This window comes from Kitasatospora aureofaciens, from assembly GCF_019192735.1.
Lineage (GTDB): Bacteria > Actinomycetota > Actinomycetes > Streptomycetales > Streptomycetaceae > Kitasatospora > Kitasatospora aureofaciens_A.
Window position 1 is genome coordinate 160,978 of the sequence record NZ_JAHTKP010000006.1, and the last position, 22,175, is coordinate 183,152.

Consider the following 22,175-nt stretch of genomic DNA (forward strand, 5'->3'; position numbering starts at 1 on the left):
GCCTCACGCCTCCAGTGCCGGACGCAGGTCCCACAGGGTGCGCCAGGTGGCGGCGCCCTGTTCGGCCCGGCGGCGGACCGGGCCGTCCCAGTAGCCGAGCAGGCGGGCGGCGTCGGCCGGGTCGTCCTTGCGGACGACGCCGATCAGCTGGCCGGGCAGGCGCCCGAGCAGGTCGCCGCCGTCGGGCAGGTAGGCGGCGGCGACGCCGAGGGCGGTGGCGACCGAGACGGCCTCGGCGGTGCTCATCACGGTGGACGGGCGCTCGACGTCCCAGCCCTCGGTGGAGCGGCCGGTGCGCAGGTCGCGGAAGGCGGTGACGAGGGCCTCGAGGACGGCGTCGTCCACCGCGTAGGGGGCGCCGGCGCGGGCGACGGCGGCGGTGGACTGGCGGCGGACCAGGTCGACCTCGGCGGCGAGGCTGGTGATCGGGCCGACCGTCTCGAAGTTGAACCGGCGCTTGAGCGCCGCGGACATCTCGCTGACGCCCTTGTCCCGCAGGTTGGCGGTGGCGATCAGGGTGAAGCCGGCGGCGGCGTGCAGCTGCGCGTCCGGGCTGCCCGCCAACTCGGGGACGGCGACGCGCCGTTCGGAGAGCAGCGAGACCAGCGCGTCCTGCACCTCGGGCAGGCAGCGGGTGACCTCCTCGACCCGGGCGACCGCGCCCGTCGTCATCGCGGTGAGCACCGGGGAGGGGACGAGCGCCTCCCGGCTGGGGCCCTTGGCGAGCAGGAGGGCGTAGTTCCAGCCGTACTTGAGCTGCTCCTCGGTGGTGCCGGCGGTGCCCTGGACGGTGAGCGCGCTGGTGCCGCAGACGGCGGCGGCGAGCAGTTCGGAGAGCATCGACTTGGCGGTGCCGGGCTCGCCGACGAGCAGCAGGCCGCGCTCGCCGGCGAGGGTGACGACGCAGCGTTCGACGAGGGCGCGCTCGCCGACGAATTTCTGCTCGATGGCGAGGCTCTTGCGGCCGGCCTTGAGCTTCTCGCCGTCGCTGCCCATGACGAAGGTGACGGCGGCGCGCGGGGTGAGCCGCCAGCCGGGCGGGCGCGGGCCGGAGTCGTACGCGGCCAGGAACTCCAGTTCGGCGGCGTACTTCTCCTCCGGCGGCACGATCTGCCGGGCGGGGGCCTGCCCGGGGGCTGGGCTGGTCACGGTGGGGGCGGTCATCGGCGGGCCTTCCTGCGCTTGCTGGTCTGGAGCTGTTCGTATCCGGGGGCGTCGCCGTCGAGGATCCGCTGCCAGGCCCGGGCGAACAGCTCGGGGACGGGCAGGTGCGGCAGCGCCACCTGGTGGGTGGGCAGGTCGTAGAGGGCGGACTTCCAGGTCTCGGCGGGCAGGGCGGGCGACTTGGCCTCCTGCCAGCCGCAGGGCAGGAAGAGGGTGCGGCCGGCCCGGGACCGCTTGGCCTCCAGCACGAGGTCGGTGGCGGCGAGTTCGGCGCGGGCCCGCTTGAGCCGGGCGGGCTTCCAGCCGGTCCAGCGGGCGACGTTGCGGTCGGTGGGGTCGGGCAGGGCGAGGAGTTGGAGGTAGAGCGCGGCGGCGTCCTCGCCGAGGCCGTGGGTGCGGGCCGCCTCGGCGACCAGGTCGGGGACGGCGAACTGCGGGTTCTGGGCCCAGAACGGACCTCCGTCGGCGGCGTCGAGCGCCACGGGGGCGGTCAGGCGGTCGAGTTCGCCGCCGAGCACGGCCGCGATGGCGCGGCGATCGGCGGAGAACCAGTAGCCGGCGCCGAGCCCGTCGAGCAGTTCGAGCACCGGGTCGTCGGGCCCGGCGAGCCCGGCGGGGCGCAGCCAGACCCGTTCGTGGCCGGAGTTGTCGGGGGCGAGGACGAGGGCCGGACCGCAGCGGACCAGCCCGTCGGGGTCGGCGCCGCCCTCGGCGGGCAGGCCGAAGTGGGCGCGCAGGACGGGTGCCAGCGGCTTGCCCTTGACGGTGTAGACGTGGTTGAAGTCGAGCAGCAGGTCGGGATCGGCGAGCCGGCTCCGGAGCGCGGCGGCGGCCTGCGGCAGCACGGGGCACAGCGGGCTGTCGGCGGGCAGATGGTAGGCGAGCCAGCGCAGGGCGTCGAGGGCGCCGCGCAGGACTCCGGCGTCGGGGACGGCGGACGGGTCGGCCGGGAGCAGCTGGCGGGCCGATCCGTCGGTGGTGAACCGGAAGGCGGTGGTACGGCCGAGCCAGGGGGTGTTGGCGGGGTTGAGGACGGCCTCGATGTGTTGGATGTCGGCGCCGCGGACGGTGGCCTGGGCGTCCTCGGGGAGGGTGACGAGCCGTCCGAAGCGCTCGTTCCAGGCCGCGGCCGCGGCGGCGATGTCGGGTCCGTCGGTCCAGAGGGTCTTGGGGTCGGCGGGCAGCAGGGCGCCCCAGACGGCGGCGAGGCCCGCGTGGTCGCGCCGGCGCAGCCAGTCGCGTGCGGCGGTGGCCTCGGTGGCCTTGAGCCCGTACTCCTGGAGCCGGTCGGCGGGCAGCACCGTGCCGTACCACTGGAGGAGCGTGGGCGGCGGCGTGAGCAGCAGGGCGGAGCGGGTGGTGCCGATGCCGGTGAGGGCGCCGAAGGCGGCGGCGCGGGCCGGGTCGTGGGGGACGGCGCCGCGCAGGGCGAGCACCCGCCAGAACTTGGCGACCCAGGCGGCGCTGATCAGCTCCTCGGTGCCGCGTTCCTCGGCGGTGGTGAAGTGGGCGACGGGGCCGAACTCGCCGCTCGGGTCGTGGTCGACGGCGAGCCAGTGCACCGTGCCGTCCTGGTGGTGGTACCGGTAGCCGAGGATGACGACGGTGCGGTCGCCGTGGCGCAGCACCTCGCCCTGGCGGTGGGTGGTGGGCCGGCCGTTCCTCAGGGGACTGTCGGAGGCCTCGCTGAGGACGATCTCGCGCAGGGTGGCGCCGCGGCCGGCGAGCAGTCCCTTGGTGAGCTCGTCGAGCAGCTGGACGAGCGTGGAGCGCTGGGCGGATTCGGTGAGCGGGGAGGCGGCGGCGTGGGCGAGCACGTGGAGCCGGCCGAGCAGATACAGCCAGGCGTGGTGGGTGTCGCCGCCGTGCAGGCTGACGGTGGTCGGGGTGCTCCAGCCCTCGCCGGTGGGGGCCGGCGGGTCGGCGAGGACGGCGGTGACGGTGCGCAGGTTGTTGAGCACCCGCCAGGTGGCACTGTTGCCCCAGGCGGAGCCGGAGCGGGCCACCTCGGGCACGAACGGACTTACGGCGGCGTGGACTTGGTCGTCGCGGCCATGGTCGGGCCGGTACTCGGCCGCGGTGCTGCCGGGCTTGGGCCGGGCCTCCGCCTCCGGCTGCGGGACGAACCGGGCGACGCGGTCGAGCAGGTCGGCGGCGATCCGGGCGAGCCCGGCGACCCCGGCGAGCAGCCGCAGGTCGGCGATGCCGGGCAGGACCGCGCCGACCGCCTGGACGGGCAGGGTGCGGCGGGCGCCCTGGCGCTGGGCGAGCCTGCGGCGCACGCCCTGGACGGTGATCCAGCGCTGGTCGTCCTCGGGCATGGGTTCGGTGTCGGTGGGCCAGGCGACGTCGATCAGGACGGCGGCCTGCTCGGGGGTGACGGCGCGCAGGATGCAGGAGCCGGCCTCGTCGCGGACGCGCAGCGCGTGCCAGTGGTCGAGCGGCGGGACGAACCCGGTGCCGGCGGCCTGGAGTTCGCCGGGGCGGCAGGGACGCAGGTCGACGGTGCGGTCGGCCTGGGCGGCGAGGTCGGGCAGGGTGAGGGCGAGGGCGCCCACGCCATGTTCTGTGACCACGGGGCCGGCGACGACCTGGCCGGTGGCACCGGGCAGGGTGAGGCGGCCGACCGGGAAGGTGGCGGTGACGCCGCCGTGCAACGGCAGGACGATGGTCCGCCCGTCGGCGGTGCCGGTGGTGACGGCGCGGCCGGGCTCGACCCGGACCCAGCTGCCGAGCACGGTGCCGTCGGTGCCGAGCGGGGTGTGTTCGAGGCCGGGCTGGAGCGGCAGCAGCCGGGTGCGGGTGGGCTCCAGCCGGCCGGCGGCGGCCGTGGCGGCGATCACGGGCGGTTCGGCGGCGCGGCCGAGGGTGCCGGTGGCCGGGTCGAACTCGTGCAGGACGGGCCCGTCGTGGCCGTGGCGCAGGGTCCAGTGGCCGGTGCCGTCGCCGAGCACGCGATGTTCGGCGGGCATCCGGGTGTCGCCGGTGTGCAGCGGACGTTCGCCGGTGGTGCGGCCACCGCCGGGCAGCGGGAGGGAGGGCGCCTCGGGCTGGCGGTCGCCGTAGTAGTACCAGGCGATCGTCTGTCCGCCGAGTTCGAAGATCTCGGCGGGGCGGCCGGACCAGTAGGCCTGCTGCTTGCCGTCCTGCTGCCAGACGACGAGGAGTTCGCCGTCGACGAAGCGCAGCCGGGGCCGGTTCCACTTGTCGAGCTTGGGCAGGCGCAGGGTGTGCTCCAGCACGATGCCCTGCGGGCCGACCACGATCGCCTTGTCGTGGCGGGCGAGGATCAGGTGCGGCCAGGCGTCCTCGACGAGCAGGTCGTTGAGGGTGCGCCGGCCGGGGGCGGCGGCGTCCGGGTGGGCCGCCTGGTCGGCGCCCGGCTTGGGCGGGTCGGCGAGCTTGTCCAGCGCCTCCTCCAGGGCGGGCCAGCCGAGTTCGTCGAGGATGCCGGTGGCGAGCGCGCGGGCGAGCAGCCCGGCGATGTCGAGGCCGGCGATCCGCTCGGCGGCGGCCGGGGCGATCTCGCGGACGGCGGTGCGGTACGGGGAGAGCGAGCGCACCAGGTCGGCCGCGCCGGCCAGGCCGCGGGCGGCGGTCAGCTCGTCGGCGCGCTCCTCGGCCCACTCGCCGTACAGCGTGCGCAGCAGCGGTACGGCAGACACCTGGTGCTCGACGGCAGCCGCCCAGGCCGGGGGCGTGGCGGCGCGCAGCGCGGACCGGAACCGCGGGTCGGCGGCGACGGCGGCCAGGCCGGTGCTGGCCGGGGTGCAGTGGCGGACCCAGTCGGTGAGGTCGAAGGAGTGGCCGCGCGGCGGGTCGGCGACCGGGACGCCCTCGGCGAGCAGCAGGTCCAGGACGTCGAGCAGGGTGTTGCTGCGGCGGATGTCGGTGAACAGGTCGACCGGCACGCCGTCCGCGCGCAGCCGCCCGGCCATCCGGCCCGCCAGGGCCACGGTGGCGGCGTGGGAGGGCCGGGAGCCCCAGCCGCGGCCGTGGTGGTGGCACCAGCGCCGGAGCCAGGCCGCGGCGGGCTCGGTGCCCTCGGCGTCCCCGGCGCCCTCGGGGCGCGGGCCGGTCAGCAGCTGTTCGGCCCCGGTCTCGGCGAGCACGCCGAGCCAGGCGTCGTCGTGGGAGCCGGTGTCTCCGCCGCTGCCGGCGTCGGGCATCAGCTCCAGCAGGCGGACCCGGACCGCCTCGTCCCGCTTGCCGAGCTCGACGAGGGCGCCGTGCCAGGACTTCCAGAACGCGGCGGGCGCCCGGTTGGCCGCGGGCGCGGCCAACAGCTCGGCGAGCAGCGCCTGTTCGTGCTCGGCACGGTCCAGCCCGGCGGCCCTGATCAGCGCGCGGGCGTCCTCCGCGACCCCGGCGTACGGGGCCATGCCGGCGGTGGAGCGCTCGGTGCAGAGCTGGCGGAAGCGCTGCCAGGCCGTCGCCGGGTCGAGCCGGGCGGCGAGCGCCTTCACGTACTGGCGCAGGGACTTGACGGTGAGCGCGCCGGCCAGGGCGAACTCCAGGAAGACCGCGCGCAGCCGCTCCTCGTCCACCGCGAGGCCGTGGGTGCGCTCGGCCTCGCGGGCCTTGCCGAACCAGCTGGCGGCGTAGGTCTGGTTGCCCAGGTCGAGGAAGATCCGGCCGACCTCCTCGCAGAAGGTGGGCAGGAAGTGCGGCACGGCACGGCCGAGGCGCCCGGCGAGCGCGTCGAAGCCGTCCTTGGCGGCGCCGGGCTTGGACTTGGCCTGGCGGGCGAGCCGTTCGATCTCCTTGACCAGGGCGAGCGCGTGGTGCCCGTTGGCCGGGTCGTGGACCAGCGCCCACGCCGGGAAGCCGAGCGCCTCCTGCCGGACCTGGCCGACCTCGGCCGGCTCGGCCGCCGGGGCGAGCCCGAGGAAGTCGACGGCCAGGTCCTCGGCCGCGCCGAGCGCGCCGGGCACCAGCCTGACGATCCGGCGCCCGTCGAGCGCGGGGTGGGCGTAGGCGCGGGCGGTGAGCACGTCCGCGGCGCTGTCGGGCCGGCCGGCGCCGGGCAGGGTGCCCGGCTGGAGGACGGCGCCGGCGTCGAGCAGGCGCTCGTTCCGGTCGAGTTGGGCGTTCTGGCCCGGTGTGGTGCCGTGGTGGGCGTTCTGGCCCGGTGTGGTGTCGTGGCGGGCGTTCTGGCCCGGTGCGGTGACAGTCATGCCGCTTCCTCCCCTTCGATCGTGCGGCCGGCGTGCAGCGCGGCGGCCATCCGCATGCCCTCGGACCAGGCGACCGGACCGACCTGCGCCAGCGGCAGCGCCCGGCCGTCCGGAGCCGCCCAGCTGAGCGGGCCGGTCTCGCACGCGTCGTACTCGTAGTAGTCGCCCACCCAGAGCCGGGCCTCGACGGCGCGGCCGTCCTCGACCACCGGCAGGACGGCACTGCCGCCGCGCACCCGGTAGCCGAGCCGGGCGCAGCGCCCGGTGAGCTCGCGCAGTTCCTTGTAGCGCCCGCCGGTGTAGGTGGTGACCTCGGTACCGCCCGGCGTCTCGTCCGGCCGGTGCCAGACCTCCCGGTAGAGCTGCTGGACCCGCTGGGAGACGCCGAGTTCGACGGCGAACTCGCGCAGCTCGTCCAGCTCCGGGAGGAGGACGGGGTGGGGTATCCGGATCTCGCCGTCGGTGAGGCGCACGGTGTCGCCGTCCAGGTCGACCAGCCCGAGCCCGCGCTCGGCGTCCGCGCCGCGCAGGAAGCCGGCGACCTCGCCGTCCGCCCCGGTGACCACGAGGTCGCGCAGGACGTTCCGCCAGGCCTCGTCGGCCCACACCGCGGTGATCACGGCCGCGGGCACGGGCAGCGAGCGCACCATCCACCGCTCGACGTCCTCCTGGCAGCGCCGCTCGTGCGCGTCCAGCCACTCGGCGAGCTGCCTCAGCTGGGTGACCACCGGGTCGTCACCCAGCTTCGACGGGACGGACTTCAGCTCGCGGCCCGCCGCATTGCGGCACACCACCTTGCCGTCCCCGTCGAGCGCGACGCGGTACCCGCCCGCCCCTGTTTCCACCCATGCCACGGCTGTTCTCCTCCCACCTGCCGGTCAGCGATGGGAGGAACGTAGCGAGGCCCACTGACAAGCCGACACCCAGGGGCCCCGCTCCGCGACCTGCGGAAACCAAACCGCTCGAACGAGTGAACGATGCCGGGGTCGAGGGCTGCGAGAGATCTCGGCGGCGGGGCTACCTCTGGACCGCGAGGCGGAGGATGCGGTCGTCGCCGGGATGGGGGTCGCCGCGGCCGTCGGTGTTGCCGGTGGCGAGCAGGAGGGTGCCGTCGCGGTCGGTGACGACGGTGCGCAGGCGGCCGTAGGTGCCGGTCAGGAAGTCCTGCGGGGCGGCGGCGAGGTGGTCGCCCGAGATCGGGATGCGCCACAGGCGGGTGCCACGCAGAGCGGCCATCCAGAGGGCGCCGTCGGCGTAGGCGAGGCCGCTCGGGGAGGCCTCGGCGGGGCGCCACTCGGCCACCGGGTCGATGTACTCGGGGCGGTTGCCGATGCCCTCGACGACGGCCCAGCCGTAGTTGCCGCCCGGGCGGATCAGGTTGAGCTCGTCCCAGGTGTCCGCGCCGAACTCGGAGGCCCAGAGCCGCCCTTCGCCGTCCCAGGCGATGCCCTCGACGTTCCGGTGGCCGTACGACCAGACCGCCGAGCCGGGGAACGGGTTGCCGGGCGCCGGGGCGCCGTCCGGGGTCAGCCGGAGGATCTTGCCGCCGAGCGAGCCCTTGTCCTGGGAGAGCGCCGAGTTGCTGCTGTCGCCGGTGGTGGCGTACAGGAGTCCGTCCGGGCCGAAGGCGATCCGGCCCCCGTTGTGGCGCGGACCGCGCGGGATGCCCGCCAGGAGCACGGCGGGGTCACCGAGTTGGGCGGATGCGGGCAGGGTGGGGTCGTAGCCGAAGCGGACGATCCGGTTGTCGGCGTCCGTGCTGAGGTAGGCGTACACCAGCCGGTCGGTGGCGAACGCCGGGGACAGCGCGATGCCGAGCAGCCCGCCCTCGCCCCCGGCGGTCACGCCCGGCACGGTGCCCGCCACGGTCTTCCGGCCGCCGGTCGCCGCGACCCGGACGATCCTGGCGGTGTCCCGCTCCGAGACCAGCAGGTCGCCGTCGGGCAGCACGGCCACGCCCCAGGGCACGCCCAGCCCGTCCGCCACGGTGGCCCGGACGACCGGGGCGCCCGCGGGGGCGGTGGTCGCGGCAGGGGTGGTCGCACCGCCTGCGGGTGCGGGCGAGGAGGAGCAGGCGGCGGCCGGGCCGAGCAGCAGGACGAGCAGGGCGGCGGCGAGGCGACGGTGCACCGGGGGCCCTTCCGTGGACGTGACGGGCCTTCAGCTCAGCACATCGGCGCGAAGCGTCCCCGACGACCCGCCGCCCGCCGACGGCCTCGCGCGTTCGCTCAGGATTCGGGTGTGCGGTCCTGAGGTTCCAGGCCGGTGCGGGTGAGCCACGTGGCCGGGGTGGTGAGTTCGCGGCGGGTCGGGATGAGGGTGTGGTCGGTCCAGATGCGGTTCACCGTGGCCGTCCCGCTCGACTCGACGAGGTAGCGGACGAACGTCTCCGCCCGGTCGTGGGTGTCGAGTTCCGCCCGTACGCCGGGCAGGCGTGCGAGCAGTCGGCCGGCCAGGCCCGTCAGCCGCTCCCCCGCCGCGTCCCTGCCCAGCACGCGGCCCGTCGTCCAGCGGGCGTGGCCTTCCCACAGGGCGCCGAGGACGGGGTCGTCCTCCCGGGTTCCGCCACCGGCGCGGTGGACGAGCAGCGCCGCGACCGCGTCGACGCCGGGCATGGGGCCGCCTGCGCGGATCTGGGCCTGGTGGGTCAGCATGTGCGCCAGCGCGGCGCGCAGCGAGCCGGTGGGCAGCTGCGCCGGGGCCAGCAGCACGACGCTGCGGCCGTCGCCGTACTGGATCATCCGGGCGGAAGGTACGCACGAGATCCTGCGGTTGGTGCCCGCCGACACGGCGGCGCCAGTGCGCAGCGCGGCCTCGGCCTTCTGCCGCCGGACCGGGTCCGCGATGGCCGCCAGGGCGTCGCCCGCGAGGACGGCCTCGCGGACGCGGCGCACGTAGGCCTCGTGCTGGAGCGCGAAGTCGTCGGGGTTCACCAGCCGCAGATGCACCTCGGGGCCGAGGTCGAGGCCGGTGATGTCCTGGACGGGCCCGGCGAGTTCCGGGACCAGGCCGCGGGCCTCGTCCGCCATGGCGTCCCAACGCCCGCCCGCCTGCTGTTCGACGACGATCTCGATCATGAGGCCGAACTGTACGTGGCCGGGAAAACTCTGCGCACGCGGTCCGCGCGACCGGCCAGAATCCTCACATGGGAACGGACATCCACGGTTTCGTCGAGTACCGCGGCACCCACGGCCTCCCCGAGGACGAGGACACCGTGTGGGACGTGGCGATCGACCTCGACGCGCTGTACGCGGGGTGGAGCTACGACGATGAGGTGCCGGGCCAGGATGCTGCTGTCAGCGGGGGCGTGCTGTTCGAGAACTGCCACGGCCTCTGCAGTGCGTCCCGCATCGGTCAGGAACTCGGCACTGGACCTGGCTGCATACCAGGTGCCGCCCTCGGCGTGCGCTCGCGCCTGCTCGATTGCTTCCTCGCGCAGGCCGCACGCGACCATCAGCGGGAGCCGCATCCTTTCAAGGTGCGAGCCGGCTTGGCCTTCGGCAACCTGGAATCGCAAGCACTTGTCGATAAAGAGTCAGCCAGCGGTGACCGCGTGGACACGCGCGGTCACCGAACGCGGCCGGGCCGACCCGTTGGAGGCCACGATGGAGAGTGCGGAGCACGTCTGGATCGGCAACCAGATCACCCTGAACCTCGGTGCGGGCAGGGTGTCAGCCCAGAAACTGGGCCTGCGGGTCAGTCCGAGCGCGCCCTGGGACACCATGACCTATGGCCAGGGCATCGCTCTGGGTGGTGACTTCTACGGCGTGGTGGGGGCACCGATCAGCACCGCCGGCGATCCGGAGGCGGCCTTCCGGAGGGCATAGCGCAGTCTCGCTATCTGCTTCTGGCACAGGAGAACTGGGACCACTTCGCCGACTACGCGGTGCGGGCCTACCGCGCAGGACAACGCGGAGCCCTGGGCCACTGAGAACCCCTCGGTGATGTTCCATATGTTCAACTCGGCGGTGTGGCGGCGCGGCAAGCTCTTCGACTACACCTACCGCATTTGGACCAGCGACTGGACGGCTGTGGGCACCCTCAGCGAACTGTCGGGCGGCGGCAGCATATTCCCCTTCGAGCACGTCAAGTGCTACGACCTGGAGAGCGGCAAGTTTCTGGGCTGGCTCGGCTGTACGCCCTATGGCGATCCCTTCGGCCGAAACTACACCTGGATCATTCCGGAGGAGAAGGACGCCCACGGCGTCCGCTGGAGCTTCACGGGCGACGACCTCTATCTACGCAAGGACACCCGGCCGGGCGACCGCTATCTCGGCTTGAGCGACCAAAGCCGCGCGGGTTGGGGGCTCCCGGGCGGCTGGCGCAATCCGGTCCTCTACAACGACGACGGCACCGTCTCGCTCAGGGACGAGCCGCAGCGCAAGCTCTACGTCAACGTGATGGATAACGCGAAGAACTACCTCGCCTGGACGGACGGGACGGCCAACCGCTATATAGTCCGGCTGGACCTGCCCTTCCCCGAACCGACATCCAAGCGTCCGGAGGCAACGGCCGAGGAACTGGGGATGACCGAGGAGACCCAGCAGTAGCTGGAGACCACCGGTCGGCCTGGCCGCGCCGGCGGGGCCCGCTTCGAGCGCCGCTCGGACCCCTGGGTTCCGGCCGCGGCGCCGAGGGCGACGAATGGCAGGTCGGCGACCGGCTGTTCCGGGTGGAACGCATGACCCGGCGCGACGCCGTGCCGCCGGACGGGCCGTGGGCGCCCGTGTGGACAGTGATGCGGACCCTGGCCGGGCTGCACGGCGCCCAGAACGTCCGGCTGACGGCGTGGTTCGACTCGTGAGCCGCCGAACGGGGCTCGTGCTTCCGCGCGGCTCCCGCCGAACTCGGCGATTGGCCCGCCCGCCACGCGCTGCCTGCGCTCATCCTCTGCCCGAGCCAGTGAAGCACCCGGCCGGCGGCCGCCGAAGTGTTCGTGGTCAGTCCTTGTAGGGGACGAGCCTCGACAGATCCAGCTCGAAGCCGAACGGATCGGGGATACGGATCGTCTCGCCGAATTCCCGCTCTGTCTTCGTGTGGTACCGGTCGCGGTTCGGCTCCGAGAACAGCGTCACCGTCTTCTGCCGCGGATCCACGATCAGGTAGAGGGGGAAGCCCATGCGCGGGTAGTCGCGGACCTTCCCGGTCCAGTCGTTCTCAGGATTGGACGGCGAGACAATCTCCACCGCGATCAGGGCCAACTCGGCGGGGATGCCGTGATCGGCCAGGTCGATGACGTTCTCGGGCACGTAGGTGAGGTCGGGGTTCCGGACGGAACCGACCTCGGGCGAGGAGAGATCACTGTTCCCGGTCGGGAAGTACCCGGGAGGACAGTGCGCCTCGAACTGGCGCTGGACGAGCGCAAGGTTCAGTTGGTGGATCGAGGACGGCGACGCCTGCATGACGATGATGTCGCCGGACAACTCGACTTTGTAGCCATCCGGGAGGCTGCGCCGGGCCTCTTCGAGAAGGCGGAAGTGCTCAGGATTCATGAGGTCTCCTCCAGTGCTTCAGCCACCGTACGGCAGTCGGCGCGGAATTCAGGCCCGTACTTCGCAGGTCACGGGTCGCACCGGGGCGGCGTCGGCAGCCGAAGGCGAAAACCGCATGCCGCCGCCCCGCCCAACCGCCTACCGTGGCAGGCATGTGTACGCGATCCCGGACCTCCCGGCGGCATTACGTCTGCGTGCCCTGCCGAGTGTCGGTGAAGCGGCGCGGGGCGCCGGGGCGCGACCTGTGCTCGCGGTGCGGCGGGGAGTTGGTCGACGCCGGCCAGGACCTCGCGGTGCCACCGAAGCGGGACGACGCCGGCTGGCGGGCGCTCACCGCGCTGCTCCGCGCGGGCGTGACGTTCCACTCCGGCTGCTGCGACGGCCCGGGCTGGCGCCCCCGTACGCCGCGCGAGGTGCGCGAGCGCCTGGCGGCGTCACACGGGACGGGGCTGCCGGTGTCCGAGGCGCTGACCACTCGGGACGTCGACGAGCTCGACGCGCGACGCCGGGCACGGCGTCAAGTCCCGCGCAGAGGCCGCGCCGCCGGAACGAACGCCTGACCCACCTTGAAGGGCTCAGCGCCCGCCCCCGGGCGCCGGCGCGAGCCCCGCGCACCCGCGCAGCCCGTCCCGCCGCTTGAGCGCGGCCTCCGCCGCGGCGCCCGTGACCGGCATCGGGACGCCCCGGTCGTCGACGGTCGCCGGGGTGAACGCCTCCCCCGTCACCTTGCCCTCGCGGGTCAGCGTCAGCGTCGTGACGCCGGTCTCGTTCGAGAACGGGTAGTTGGAGGTGCCGTACCAGAGGAAGTTGCCGAAGCCGTACCCGACGTACGTGCTGCCGAGCATGCCGGAACCGACCATCGTGTGCGCGTGCGTACCGACCACCGCGGTCGCTCCGGCGGCCGCGAGCTTCTTCGCGATGGTGGTCTGGGCGGCGGTCGGGCAGGCCTTCCCCTCCTCCCCCCAGTGCAGGTAGACGAGCACGACGGGCGCCTGCCGCTTCGCCGCGTCGACGGCCGCGAGCAGCGCCGGGACATCGAGCGCCGAGGCGATGCCCGGCTTGTCGGCGCCGGCGCGCCACTTTTGGTTGGTGAGGTCCTCGATCTGGCTCGCCGCGACCACGGCGACCTTCACGCCCCGCACGGTGGTGACGTAGGGGGCGTACGCGTCCTTGGCGGTGCGGCCGACGCCGAGCACCGGGATCGGGGCGGAGTCCTTGGCGGCGAGGGTGTCGGTGAGGCCGTCGGCGCCGAAGTCGACGGCGTGGTTGTTGGCCATGGAGACGACGTCGACGCCGGAGTCCTTGAGCGCGCCGAGGGCCTTGGGCGTGGTGCGGAAGGTGTACAGCTTGGGCTCGGGGGCGCCGCGGCCGGTGATCGCGGTTTCGAGGTTGAGCACGGAGAGGTCGGCCTCGGCGAGGGTCCGGGAGATCGGGCCGAGCGCCTGCTCGGGCGGCTGGACGGCGAGGCGGGCCTCGGTGCGGCCCTCGAAGTGGACGTCCCCGGCGAACGCCACCGTGATGCTGCCGTCGGGCCGGGGCGCGGTCGGCTTGGGGGTGGGACTACCAGTGGGGGCGGCGGGCGCCGTCGCCGTCGCGGGCGCAGCGGGCGACGACGCCGGCGCGGCGTTGGTGGCCGCGGCCCCGGGGGCAGGCCCGTCAGGCCCGCAGGCGGCGACGCCCGTCAGCCCGAGCAGCAGTGCGACGGCAGCGGCGACGCGGCGCATGAGTGATTCCCCCCGGAGTCGATGCAAGAGCGGTCAGACTACGTCACTCTCCCGCCCGATTTCCGGATCAGTACAGGCACGGTTCGGACAAGATCGAATTCCTGGCGGAAGCGGAAGCAGACTTGTAAGAGGGCGCTCACGAGCGCCGAAGCACCCGGAAGGTGGTACGTCATGGGCAGCAACCAGCCGGCCACCGGCCGCCCGCGCCGGATCGTGGTCGGGATCGACGGCTCACCACCCTCGAAGGCGGCCCTGCGCTGGGCGGTCGGGCAGGCGGTGCTCACCGGGGCGACGGTGCACGCGGTGGCGGCCTGGGAGTACCCCTCCCTCTACGGCTGGTTCGCGCCGATGGTGGACGACGGCTTCGAGCAGACCGCCCGCCGCACCCTCACCGCCGAGGTGGACGAGGTGGTCGGCCGGGAACGGCCGGTGGAGGTCCGGGAGAGCCTGGTGCTCGGGCACGCCGCCGAGGTGCTGCTGGAGGCGGCGGAGGACGCGGACCTGCTGGTCCTGGGCAGCCGCGGGCGCGGCACCTTCGCCCGGACGCTGCTGGGCTCGGTGAGCACCCGCTGCGCGGTGCACGGGGTCTGCCCGGTGGTGATCGTCCGCGCGGACGGGACGGCCTCGGCGCCGCCACGCCCGGCGGACACCTCCGAGGACACCGTCCGCACAAAGGACTGGCAGCTCAGCCTGCACGTGGTCGAGGACGGCGACACCACCCGGGTGCACGCCGTGCTGGACGCGGACGGCGACGTCCTGCACAGCGACGCGCTCGCCCGCCGCAACCCGCGCGACACCCCGGCGGCGGCCGTCGGCGACGAGTTCGCGGTCGGCCGGGCACTGGTCGACCTCGGGCACCAGCTGCTGCGCGCGGGCGTCCACAGCGCGACCGGCCCCACCGAGGAGTGAGTGCGACGCCGACGCGGTACCCGCGCTGAGGCGCGGTACGCCATGCTGAACGGCGACACCCCTGCCCTGGAGACTCCCCGGGAGCCGCACCTCAGCCATGGACACCATCACCGGCCACACCGACGACGTCACCCCCGACACCCCCGACGACTTCACCCCCGCCGAACGCGCCCGCGGCCGGGCCCTGCGCCGCGCCCAGCTCCCGTGGGCACTGGGCGGACGCCTGACGGGCCTCGCGCTCACCCTCGTACTCGGCCTCACCCCGGCCGGGGCCGGCCTGGTGACCGGCACCGGCGGCTGGTTCGGCGGCTCCCGCACCGCCGAGGTGCTGGCGGGAGCGGCGGCGCTCGTCGTCCTCGGCCAGGCGGCGCAGCTGCCGTTCGGCGCCGGGGTGCGGGTGGTCCGGGCCCGGTACGGCCTGGTGACGCAGGGCTGGGCCGACTGGGCGCTGGACGTGCTGCGCGGCCTGGCGCTGGCCCTCGTCCTCGTCCTGCCGCTCGCCCTCGGCCTGTTCGCGCTCACCGCGTGGTCGCCGGACCGCTGGTGGCTGCCGGCGGCGGGCGCGGCGGCGCTGCTCACGGCGGCGCTGTCGTTCCTCCACCCGCTGCTGATCGAGCCGGTCTTCAACCGCTTCACCCCGATGTCCGACGGCCCGCTGCGCAACTCCCTGCTGGCGCTGGCCGAGCGGGACGCCGTACGGGTGCGGGACGTCCTGGTGGCGGACGCCTCCCGGCGGACCACCGCGCTCAACGCGTACGTGTCCGGGCTGGGCCCGACCCGCCGGATCGTCGCGTACGACACGCTGCTGTCGACGGCCGAGCCGCGCGAGGTGGAGCTGGTGGTCGCGCACGAGCTGGGGCACGTGAAGCACCGGGACGTGCTGACCGGCACCCTGCTGGGCGCGGTGGGCGCGGCCGTGGCGGTGGGCGTGCTGGGCCTGCTGAGCACCTGGCACCCCCTTCTGGCGGCAGCCGGGGCGGCGGACGCGGCCGACCCGCGCGCGCTGCCGCTGCTGGCGGCGTGCGCGGCGCTGCTGGGCACGCTGTCGGGGCCGGCGCAGTGCGCGGTGAGCCGCCGGATCGAGGCCAGGGCGGACCGGCACGCCCTCGAAGTCACGGCGGACGCCGGGCAGTTCATCGCGATGCAGCGCAGACTGGCACTGGTCAACGTGTCCGATGTCGACCCGCCCCGGGTGCTTGAGCTACTGTTCGCCACTCACCCGAGTGCGACCCGCCGGATCGCCGCCGCCCGCGCCTGGCAGGTGGCGGAACAGGCGGCGGAACAGGCAGCGGGCCGAGCTGCGGACGGCCCCACGAACGATCCCGCCTGAACCCGTTGTATAATGCAACAAAATTCCCGAGGAGGTAGGACCGCCGTGCCCGGCCGCCAGTCGTCGATCGACACCATCCAGCGCGAGCTGACCGCCTTCGCCCGCCGCGCCCGGCACAAGGCCTCCCAGCTGCACCCCGACCTCTCCCTGGTCACCTACAGCATCCTCGACCTGATCACCGAGCGAGGCGGCTGCCGGGCCGCCGACGTGGCCGCGCACTTCATGCTCGACAAGTCCACCGTCAGCCGCCAGGTCACCGCCCTGGAGAAGCTCGGCCTGCTGCGCCGCGAGGCCGACCCGGACGACCAGCGCGGCCAGATCCTGCGCGCCACCGACGCCGGGCTCACCCTCCTGCGGGACGCCAACGAGCAGCGCCGGACGGCCTTCACCGCCCGCTTCACCGACTGGTCCGACGAGGACGTCGCCCGCTTCGCCGACTACCTCGCCCGCTACGGCGCCGAGGGCTGAGCCGCACCCCCCTCCACCACACGCGAGGCGCCCCGACACACGGCGCCCCACAAACAAGGCCCCGGAAACAAGGCCCCCGGGGGTGCGCCCCACCACCCCCACGGTGTACAGAGGAGAGGTGCCACTACGGCAGCGAGACCGTGACCCGCGCCCCCGCGCCCGCCGCCGCTCGTGGCGGCCCGACCGCCGCGTCCTGACGGCGCTCTCGCTCGCGCTGATCGTGCTGATCACCGTCGTCGACGTCCTCTCCCCGCCGGAGATCCACCTCGGCCCGCTGCTGATCATCGCCCCCGCCCTCACCGCCTCCTACGCCGGAGCCCGGGCGACCGCCGGCGTCGCCCTGCTGGCACTCGCCGGGCTCACCGTCATCGGCCTGGCCCGGGACGGCCTCACCACCGCCAACCACGAGACCCAGCTCGTCGCCCAGCTCGCCGCGTCGATCCTGATCGTCGGCGTGCGGGTGCTGCGCGACCGGCACGAACGCGAGCTGGCCCGGGTCCGCTCGGTGTCCGAGGCCGCCCAGCAGGTGCTGCTGCGCCCCCTCCCGGACCGGATCGGGTCGCTGCACCTCGCCTCCGTCTACCTGGCCGCCGAGGCCGAGGCGCAGGTCGGCGGGGACCTGTACGCGGCGGCCCGCACCGCCACCGGCACCCGACTGCTGGTCGGCGACGTCCGCGGCAAGGGCCTGGCCTCGCTCGGCGACGCCGCCCTGCTGCTCGGTGCCTTCCGCGCCGCCGCCCACCTGCACGCCGACCTGCCCGGGCTCGCCGCCTACCTGGACGGCAGCGTCTGCTGGGACCTCGCCCAGCTCGTCGACCAGGCCCGCCGCCGACGCCTCCGCGGGGACGGGCCGGGGGACGAGGACGCCGACCCGGACGACCGCGCCGAGTCCTTCATCACGGCCGTCCTGCTCGACATCCCCGACGACGACCCGGTGGTCCGCCTGATCGACTGCGGCCACCCGCCCCCGCTGCTGCTGCACGCCGACGGCCTCAGCCCGCTCATCGCCCGCCACGCGGCACCCCCGCTCGGCCTCGGCGAACTGGCCCCGACCTCGTACGAGGTGGAGACGTTCCCGTTCGAGCCCGGCGACCGGCTGCTGATCTACACCGACGGCGTGATCGAGGCCCGCGACGCCCGCAAGCGCTTCTACCCGCTCACCGAACGCGTCGCCGCCTGGCAGTCCGACCGCCCGTCCGTCCTCCTCCACCGCCTCCGCCGCGACCTCCTGGCCCACGTCGGCGGGCGCCTGGACGACGACGCGGCCATGGTCGTCGTCGAACGGCTCCCGGACTAGAGCCAGGTGGTCAAGACAGCTACGGCCTGTACGGCAGCTGCGGGACGACGAAGCAGGTGGTCGTCATCGACGGCACCTGGGTGACCCAGCCGCCCTTTCCGCCCTGCGCCGAGTCCTGCCGGCGGGCGGCGTCGAGGCAGGCGCCCGGCAGAGCGCCGCGTTGCCGCGCGTTTCCATGGCGTCGAACAGCAGCTGCGAGCCGTCCGCGCGGACACTGCCGACCCGCTACTGCGCCAGATACCCGCCGTCCACCGGGAGAACGGCCCCGGTGATGAAGGACGCCTCGTCGGAGGCCAGGAACAGCACCGCCGCCGCGACCTCCGCAGGGGAGCCGAGCCGCCCCATGGGGTGCAGTTTCTCGATCGCGGCGAGGTACTCGGGGCCGCCGGGTTCGTCGCGCAGGCGGCTGACCCGCTCGGTGCTGATGGTGCCGGGGGCGACCGCGTTGACCCGGATGCCGCGGTCGGCCCATTCGACGGCCAGGTGCTTGGTGAGGCCGGAGGCGACGAACTTGGCGGGCCCGTAGACCGCCTGGCCGCGCTGGCCGGCCTCGCCGGAGATGGAGGAGAGGCAGACGATCGAGCCGCCGGGCCGGTCCTGGGCGGTCATCGCCTGCACCGCGTACTTGCAGGTGAGGAACATGCCGCGGCCGTCGATGCCCATGACATGGTCCCAGTCCTCGGCGGTGGCCTCGGTGATCTCCATGAGCGGGATCACGCCGGCGTTGGCGACCAGGACGTCGATCCGGCCGTGCCGTTCGACGGCGGCGTCGACCATCCGGCGGGCGTCCTCGTCGCGGGCGACGTCGCCGACCACCGTGCCGATGTCGTGGGGCAGTTGGTCGGCCAGTCGGCGCAGCCCGTCGGCGTCGACGTCGGTCGCGACCACCACCGCACCCTCGCGGGCGAAGCGTTCGGCGACGGCCCGGCCGATGCCGCTCGCCGCGCCTGTCACGACGCAGGACTTGCCCGCGAGCCGTCCGTCCCCAGCATCTGTTGCGTTCACAGTCACCATGACGCTCGACTCTACCGACGACACATCAGAACGCCTGGCATGACGCACAGTTGATCACCGCTGGGCGCCGAGGAGCAGCCAGAGCTCGGCCGGACGGCCCGGTCGGCCGCCCGCACCCGGTCAACCCTGGCCAACCACGGCCAACCGATCGGGTGCCCGCATGTCGTCCGGACGGCCGCAGGGCGTGATCACGGGACTTCCGCGCGTCGAATGACGCCGAACGGGCGAGCAGACGGGTGAGCAGGGAACTCACACGGTGAGCACGATCTTCCCGCGCACGTGCCCGTGCTCGCTCAGCCGGTGTGCCTCGGCCGCCTCCGCCAGCGGGAACACCCGGTGCAGCGGCAGCCGCAGCTCGCCCGCCGCGTGCAGCGCGAGCGCCGCCGCGAACGCGCGCCCGTGGTACATCTCGCCGCCCTCGGCACCGGCGGAGAGGCGGATCCCGTGCTCCTCGGCGCCCGCGAAGTCCGCGATCGTCAGCACCCGGTCCGCACTGCCGGTCAGCTCGACCGACAGCGGCAGCACCCCGCCCAGGCCGGCCACGTCCAGCGCCCGGTCCACGCCGCGCGGTGCGGCGGCCCGCACCCGTTCGGCCAGCCCGTCGCCGTACGTGACCGGGATCGCGCCCAGCTCGCGCAGGTACGCGTGGTTGCCCTCGCTCGCGGTGCCGATCACGGTGATGCCGCGCGCCCGGGCGAACTGCAGCACCAGGGTGCCGACCCCGCCCGCCGCGCCGTGCACCAGCAGTGTCTCGCCGGCCTGCACGCCCAGGACGTCCAGCGCCCGTTCGGCGGTCTCGGCCGCCACCGGGATCGCCGCGGCCTCCTCCCAGCTCAGCGTGGCCGGCTTGCGTGCCAGCAGGCCGGCGGGCACCAGCACGTGTTCGGCGTGCGCGCCGCCCATCACGGCGCCGAACACCTCGTCGCCGGGCGCCCACGCGGTCACGTCCGGGCCGACCGCCCGCACCACGCCGGCCAGTTCGAAGCCGGGCACGAACGGGAGGGTGACGGGGAACACCGCGGTCAGCACGCCGGCGCGGAGCTTGTGGTCGAGCGGGTTGACGCCCGCCGCGCGGACCTCGACCAGCACCTGGCCGGGGCCCGGCGCGGGCAGCTCGACGTCGATCGGGCGCAGCACGTCCGCGCCGCCGAACTCGGGGAAGGCGATCGCCTTGGTCATGGAATTCCCTTGCCTTTGCTAGGAGTTCAGCCGATGAGGTCGATGAGGTCATCGGCGGTACGTCTCCAGCCTCGGGCACGGCCGGTCTGGGATCGGCCCGTCTTTCGAACGGTTCCACCTGTCCGAACGGCCAGGCCGGCCGGCACCCGGCGGGGCTAGGCTGGTCGGCATGGACGATCGGCGCACGGACACCCAGCGCAGGGACACTCAGCACACGGACACCCAGCGCAGGGACACTCGGCGCACGGAGACCCGGCGCACGGAGATGGACTGGCAGAGCGCCTGGGGGCGCCCCGAGGACGCGCTCGCCCGGGCCGTCGAGGTGCTGCGCGCCCCCCGGCCGAACATCCTGCCCCGCCTCTCCGAGGCGCTCGCCACGCTCGTCCCGCACGTGGCGATCGCCCAGCTCAGCGGCGTCTGCACGTACTCCCCCGCGCTCGCCTTCGGCCTGCCGGGGCCGGCCGGGGACGTCCCCGGGGAGGTCAGCAGCCTGGAGCTCGCCCGGCTGGCCGAGACCACCGCCGCCGAGACCACCGCCGGTGGGACGGCCGACGGCCGGCCGTGGCAGGGCGAGGCCGAACTCGCGGGCCGGAAGCGGCCCGTGGTGGTCGTCGCGGCGAAGCCGGAGAACAGCAACACGGCGGTGCTGGTGCTCGTCCGGGAGACCGCCGCACCGGTGGCCGACGGCGCGCTCGCTGTCCTCCAGCAGTTTTGGGAGCTGCTCACCACCCACTCGCACCACCGCGCCACCGACGCCGCCCCCAAGCACGCGGCGGCCTCCCGCGCCTCGGCGAACGCCCGGGCCCGCGCGATCGCCGAGTTCACCGGCATGCACAGCGCGGCGCTCTCCGCGATCCTCGCGCCGCTGCGCTCACCGGCCCTGGACGACGCCACCGCGCGCCGCAGCGCCACCGAACTCGCCGTCACCGCGCTCCTGAACCTGCGGGCGGGCGCCGAACTCGACCGGGCGCTGAGCGAGGAACCGGCCGACACCGCGTTCGCCCGGCTCGCCGACGACCTGCGCCCGCTGCTGCGGCACGGCCGGGTCCGGCTCGACCTGGCACCCCCGGCGGAGACCGCGCGGTCCGTCCCCGCCGACACCGCGCACACCGCCCGGGACGCCGTCCGCGCGACCGTCCTCACCATGCTCGACCAGGAGGGCCTGACCAGACTGCACGTCAGCTGGGCCTTCACCGGCGACACGCTGCGGGCGGTGGTCCGGGACGACGGCCCCGGCCTGCTCGCCGCCGACGCGCTCGCCGTCCACCGCACCGCCGACCGGATCGCCGCCCTCGGCGGCCGGGCCACCGTGGAGGCCGTGCCCGGCTGGGGCAGCACGGTGACGGTCGACCTGCCGCTCGTCGCCCCCGAACCGGCCCTCGCCACCGACCCGTTGGACGGCCTCCAGCCGCGCGAACGCGAGGTCCTGGACCAGCTCGCCCACGGCCGCCGCAACCGCGAGATCGCCCAGGCCCTGCACATCAGCGAGTCGACGGTGAAGTTTCACGTCGCGAACATCCTGGCGAAGCTGGGCGTCGCCTCCCGAGGCGAGGCCGCGGCCCTCGCCCACCGGGCCGGGATGCCGGCGGCGCCGGGGCTGTACGTGGCGTCATGACGGACGCCCGGCGATTTGGATGAGCAGGCAGTGCTCAGCAGGCAGTACCCGGTGCCGCGCTCCAGCCGGTGTCGTTGTTGTCGGTGAAAGCGGCGTCAGGACAAGGGAAGGACTCAATCATGGACATCTCCCTGGGCAAGGGGCCGCACAGACCCTGCTGACGATTAGAATCGCCGGCCTCGCCCCAAGACAAGCGAAATTCGCCGGAGAGGTGACGTGACCGAGACAACCTGGGACCCGACCGCCCCCGGCATCCTGCGCCTGCCCTCCGGCCGCCTCCTCCGCGGCCGCGGCCTGAGCCGCCCCCTGCCACCCGGCCCCCTCCCCACCTACGCGCTCTACCTGCTCGGCCGCCGCCCCGCCCCCGTCCCGTGGGAGAGCCGGTGGGTGCGCTGGCCCGACTTCCGCCTCCCCGCCGACCGCGCCGACGCCGAGGCCGCCTTCCGCGAGGCCTGGGAACGCTCCGCCACCGAACGCGTCGAGGTCGCCTGCACCGGCGGCCGCGGCCGCACCGGCACCGCCCTCGCCCGGATCGCCATCCTGGACGGCGTCCCGCCCACCGAGGCCGTCGCCTACGTCCGGGCTCACTACAGCCCGCACGCCGTCGAGACGCCCTGGCAGCGGCGGTACGTCGAACGGCGGCGCTAGCCCCCACGGTCGGGGACGTGCGCGCCACCGCCGAGCTGGGGCTGCGGGCCGTCGGGCCTCACGGGCGTTCGCCTTCGTCCGTACGCCGGAGCGGGACCACGATGTCTTCGTCTGGGACCACGAGACCGACAGCCGCTTCATGGTCGCCGGGCGGCTTC

Annotated in this window: 20 protein-coding genes; 10 read left to right on the plus strand and 10 right to left on the minus strand. The window is 74.5% G+C overall.

The features are described 5' to 3' along the window. Positions 1-3 precede the first annotated feature (3 nt). The 6 genes from KV557_RS09215 to KV557_RS09240 all read right to left on the minus strand — a co-directional run bounded on the left by KV557_RS09215 (position 4) and on the right by KV557_RS09240 (position 9,810). Positions 4-1,164: an AAA family ATPase gene (locus tag KV557_RS09215; protein ID WP_218199283.1), complete on the minus strand. Its 1,161-nt coding sequence runs from the start codon at positions 1,162-1,164 to the stop codon at positions 4-6. After that, positions 1,161-6,341 carry a hypothetical protein gene (locus KV557_RS09220; protein ID WP_256177145.1) on the minus strand — a complete coding sequence of 1,727 codons (5,181 nt, stop codon included), beginning with the start codon at positions 6,339-6,341 and terminating at the stop codon, positions 1,161-1,163. Before KV557_RS09220 ends, KV557_RS09215 begins: the two co-directional genes overlap by 4 nt. Continuing rightward, entirely contained in the window at positions 6,338-7,195 is an 858-nt protein-coding gene (locus tag KV557_RS09225) for a DUF4132 domain-containing protein (RefSeq protein ID WP_374106606.1), read from the minus strand. Before KV557_RS09225 ends, KV557_RS09220 begins: the two co-directional genes overlap by 4 nt. A 163-nt stretch (positions 7,196-7,358) precedes the next feature. Then, positions 7,359-8,471: a PQQ-dependent sugar dehydrogenase gene (locus KV557_RS09230; protein WP_218199284.1), complete on the minus strand. Its 1,113-nt coding sequence runs from the start codon at positions 8,469-8,471 to the stop codon at positions 7,359-7,361. Between the two features lie 98 nt (positions 8,472-8,569). Next, the gene (locus tag KV557_RS09235; RefSeq protein ID WP_218199285.1) at positions 8,570-9,418 is read right to left on the minus strand and encodes a zinc-dependent metalloprotease; all 849 of its coding nucleotides are present in this window, start codon (positions 9,416-9,418) and stop codon (positions 8,570-8,572) included. Beyond that, the gene (locus KV557_RS09240; RefSeq protein WP_218199286.1) at positions 9,415-9,810 is read right to left on the minus strand and encodes a hypothetical protein; all 396 of its coding nucleotides are present in this window, start codon (positions 9,808-9,810) and stop codon (positions 9,415-9,417) included. Before KV557_RS09240 ends, KV557_RS09235 begins: the two co-directional genes overlap by 4 nt. Before the next feature lie 76 nt (positions 9,811-9,886). On the opposite strand from KV557_RS09240, the gene KV557_RS09245 reads away from it, so the two are divergent. From KV557_RS09245 to KV557_RS42395, 3 genes are all read left to right on the plus strand, one after another. Next, the gene (locus tag KV557_RS09245) at positions 9,887-10,168 is read left to right on the plus strand and encodes a hypothetical protein (protein WP_218199287.1); all 282 of its coding nucleotides are present in this window, start codon (positions 9,887-9,889) and stop codon (positions 10,166-10,168) included. A 117-nt stretch (positions 10,169-10,285) separates the two neighbouring features. Then, on the plus strand, positions 10,286-10,891 hold the full coding sequence (locus KV557_RS09250; protein ID WP_218199288.1) for a hypothetical protein: 606 nt from the start codon (positions 10,286-10,288) through the stop codon (positions 10,889-10,891). 131 nt (positions 10,892-11,022) lie between these two features. Further along, positions 11,023-11,145, plus strand: a complete 123-nt coding sequence (locus tag KV557_RS42395; protein WP_256177146.1) for a hypothetical protein — start codon at positions 11,023-11,025, stop codon at positions 11,143-11,145. 136 nt (positions 11,146-11,281) lie between these two features. Here KV557_RS42395 and KV557_RS09255 read toward each other — a convergent pair whose 3' ends face one another. After that, positions 11,282-11,833 (minus strand): Uma2 family endonuclease, encoded by a 552-nt coding sequence (locus tag KV557_RS09255; protein ID WP_218199289.1) that lies wholly within the window; start codon positions 11,831-11,833, stop codon positions 11,282-11,284. Between the two features lie 152 nt (positions 11,834-11,985). Here KV557_RS09255 and KV557_RS09260 point away from each other — a divergent pair, with 152 nt between their 5' ends. Continuing rightward, complete coding sequence (locus tag KV557_RS09260; RefSeq protein ID WP_218199290.1) at positions 11,986-12,393, plus strand: hypothetical protein; 408 nt, start codon at positions 11,986-11,988, stop codon at positions 12,391-12,393. A 15-nt stretch (positions 12,394-12,408) separates the two neighbouring features. Here the strand turns inward: KV557_RS09260 and KV557_RS09265 are convergent, their stop codons facing one another. Next, positions 12,409-13,557 carry a CapA family protein gene (locus KV557_RS09265; RefSeq protein ID WP_218199291.1) on the minus strand — a complete coding sequence of 383 codons (1,149 nt, stop codon included), beginning with the start codon at positions 13,555-13,557 and terminating at the stop codon, positions 12,409-12,411. Positions 13,558-13,728: 171 nt separating this feature from the next. Between KV557_RS09265 and KV557_RS44430 the strand changes: the two genes are divergently transcribed. The 4 genes from KV557_RS44430 to KV557_RS09285 all read left to right on the plus strand — a co-directional run bounded on the left by KV557_RS44430 (position 13,729) and on the right by KV557_RS09285 (position 17,561). Next, the gene (locus tag KV557_RS44430) at positions 13,729-14,466 is read left to right on the plus strand and encodes a universal stress protein (RefSeq protein WP_218199292.1); all 738 of its coding nucleotides are present in this window, start codon (positions 13,729-13,731) and stop codon (positions 14,464-14,466) included. Between the two features lie 97 nt (positions 14,467-14,563). Then, positions 14,564-15,796 carry a M48 family metalloprotease gene (locus tag KV557_RS09275; RefSeq protein WP_218199293.1) on the plus strand — a complete coding sequence of 411 codons (1,233 nt, stop codon included), beginning with the start codon at positions 14,564-14,566 and terminating at the stop codon, positions 15,794-15,796. Between the two features lie 45 nt (positions 15,797-15,841). Beyond that, entirely contained in the window at positions 15,842-16,264 is a 423-nt protein-coding gene (locus tag KV557_RS09280) for a MarR family winged helix-turn-helix transcriptional regulator (RefSeq protein ID WP_308129819.1), read from the plus strand. A gap of 118 nt (positions 16,265-16,382) precedes the next feature. Continuing rightward, positions 16,383-17,561, plus strand: a complete 1,179-nt coding sequence (locus tag KV557_RS09285; protein ID WP_218199295.1) for a PP2C family protein-serine/threonine phosphatase — start codon at positions 16,383-16,385, stop codon at positions 17,559-17,561. 225 nt (positions 17,562-17,786) lie between these two features. Here the strand turns inward: KV557_RS09285 and KV557_RS09290 are convergent, their stop codons facing one another. Together KV557_RS09290 and KV557_RS09295 are read right to left on the minus strand one after the other, a co-directional pair. Beyond that, positions 17,787-18,575, minus strand: coding sequence for an SDR family NAD(P)-dependent oxidoreductase (locus tag KV557_RS09290; RefSeq protein ID WP_218199296.1), 789 nt, complete (start codon positions 18,573-18,575; stop codon positions 17,787-17,789). Positions 18,576-18,824: 249 nt separating this feature from the next. Continuing rightward, positions 18,825-19,754, minus strand: coding sequence for an NADP-dependent oxidoreductase (locus KV557_RS09295; protein ID WP_218199297.1), 930 nt, complete (start codon positions 19,752-19,754; stop codon positions 18,825-18,827). 169 nt (positions 19,755-19,923) lie between these two features. Between KV557_RS09295 and KV557_RS44020 the strand changes: the two genes are divergently transcribed. Together KV557_RS44020 and KV557_RS09305 are read left to right on the plus strand one after the other, a co-directional pair. Beyond that, entirely contained in the window at positions 19,924-21,369 is a 1,446-nt protein-coding gene (locus KV557_RS44020) for a helix-turn-helix transcriptional regulator (RefSeq protein WP_305148976.1), read from the plus strand. Between the two features lie 216 nt (positions 21,370-21,585). Beyond that, positions 21,586-22,017, plus strand: a complete 432-nt coding sequence (locus tag KV557_RS09305) for a protein-tyrosine phosphatase family protein (protein ID WP_218199298.1) — start codon at positions 21,586-21,588, stop codon at positions 22,015-22,017. Positions 22,018-22,175 lie beyond the last annotated feature (158 nt).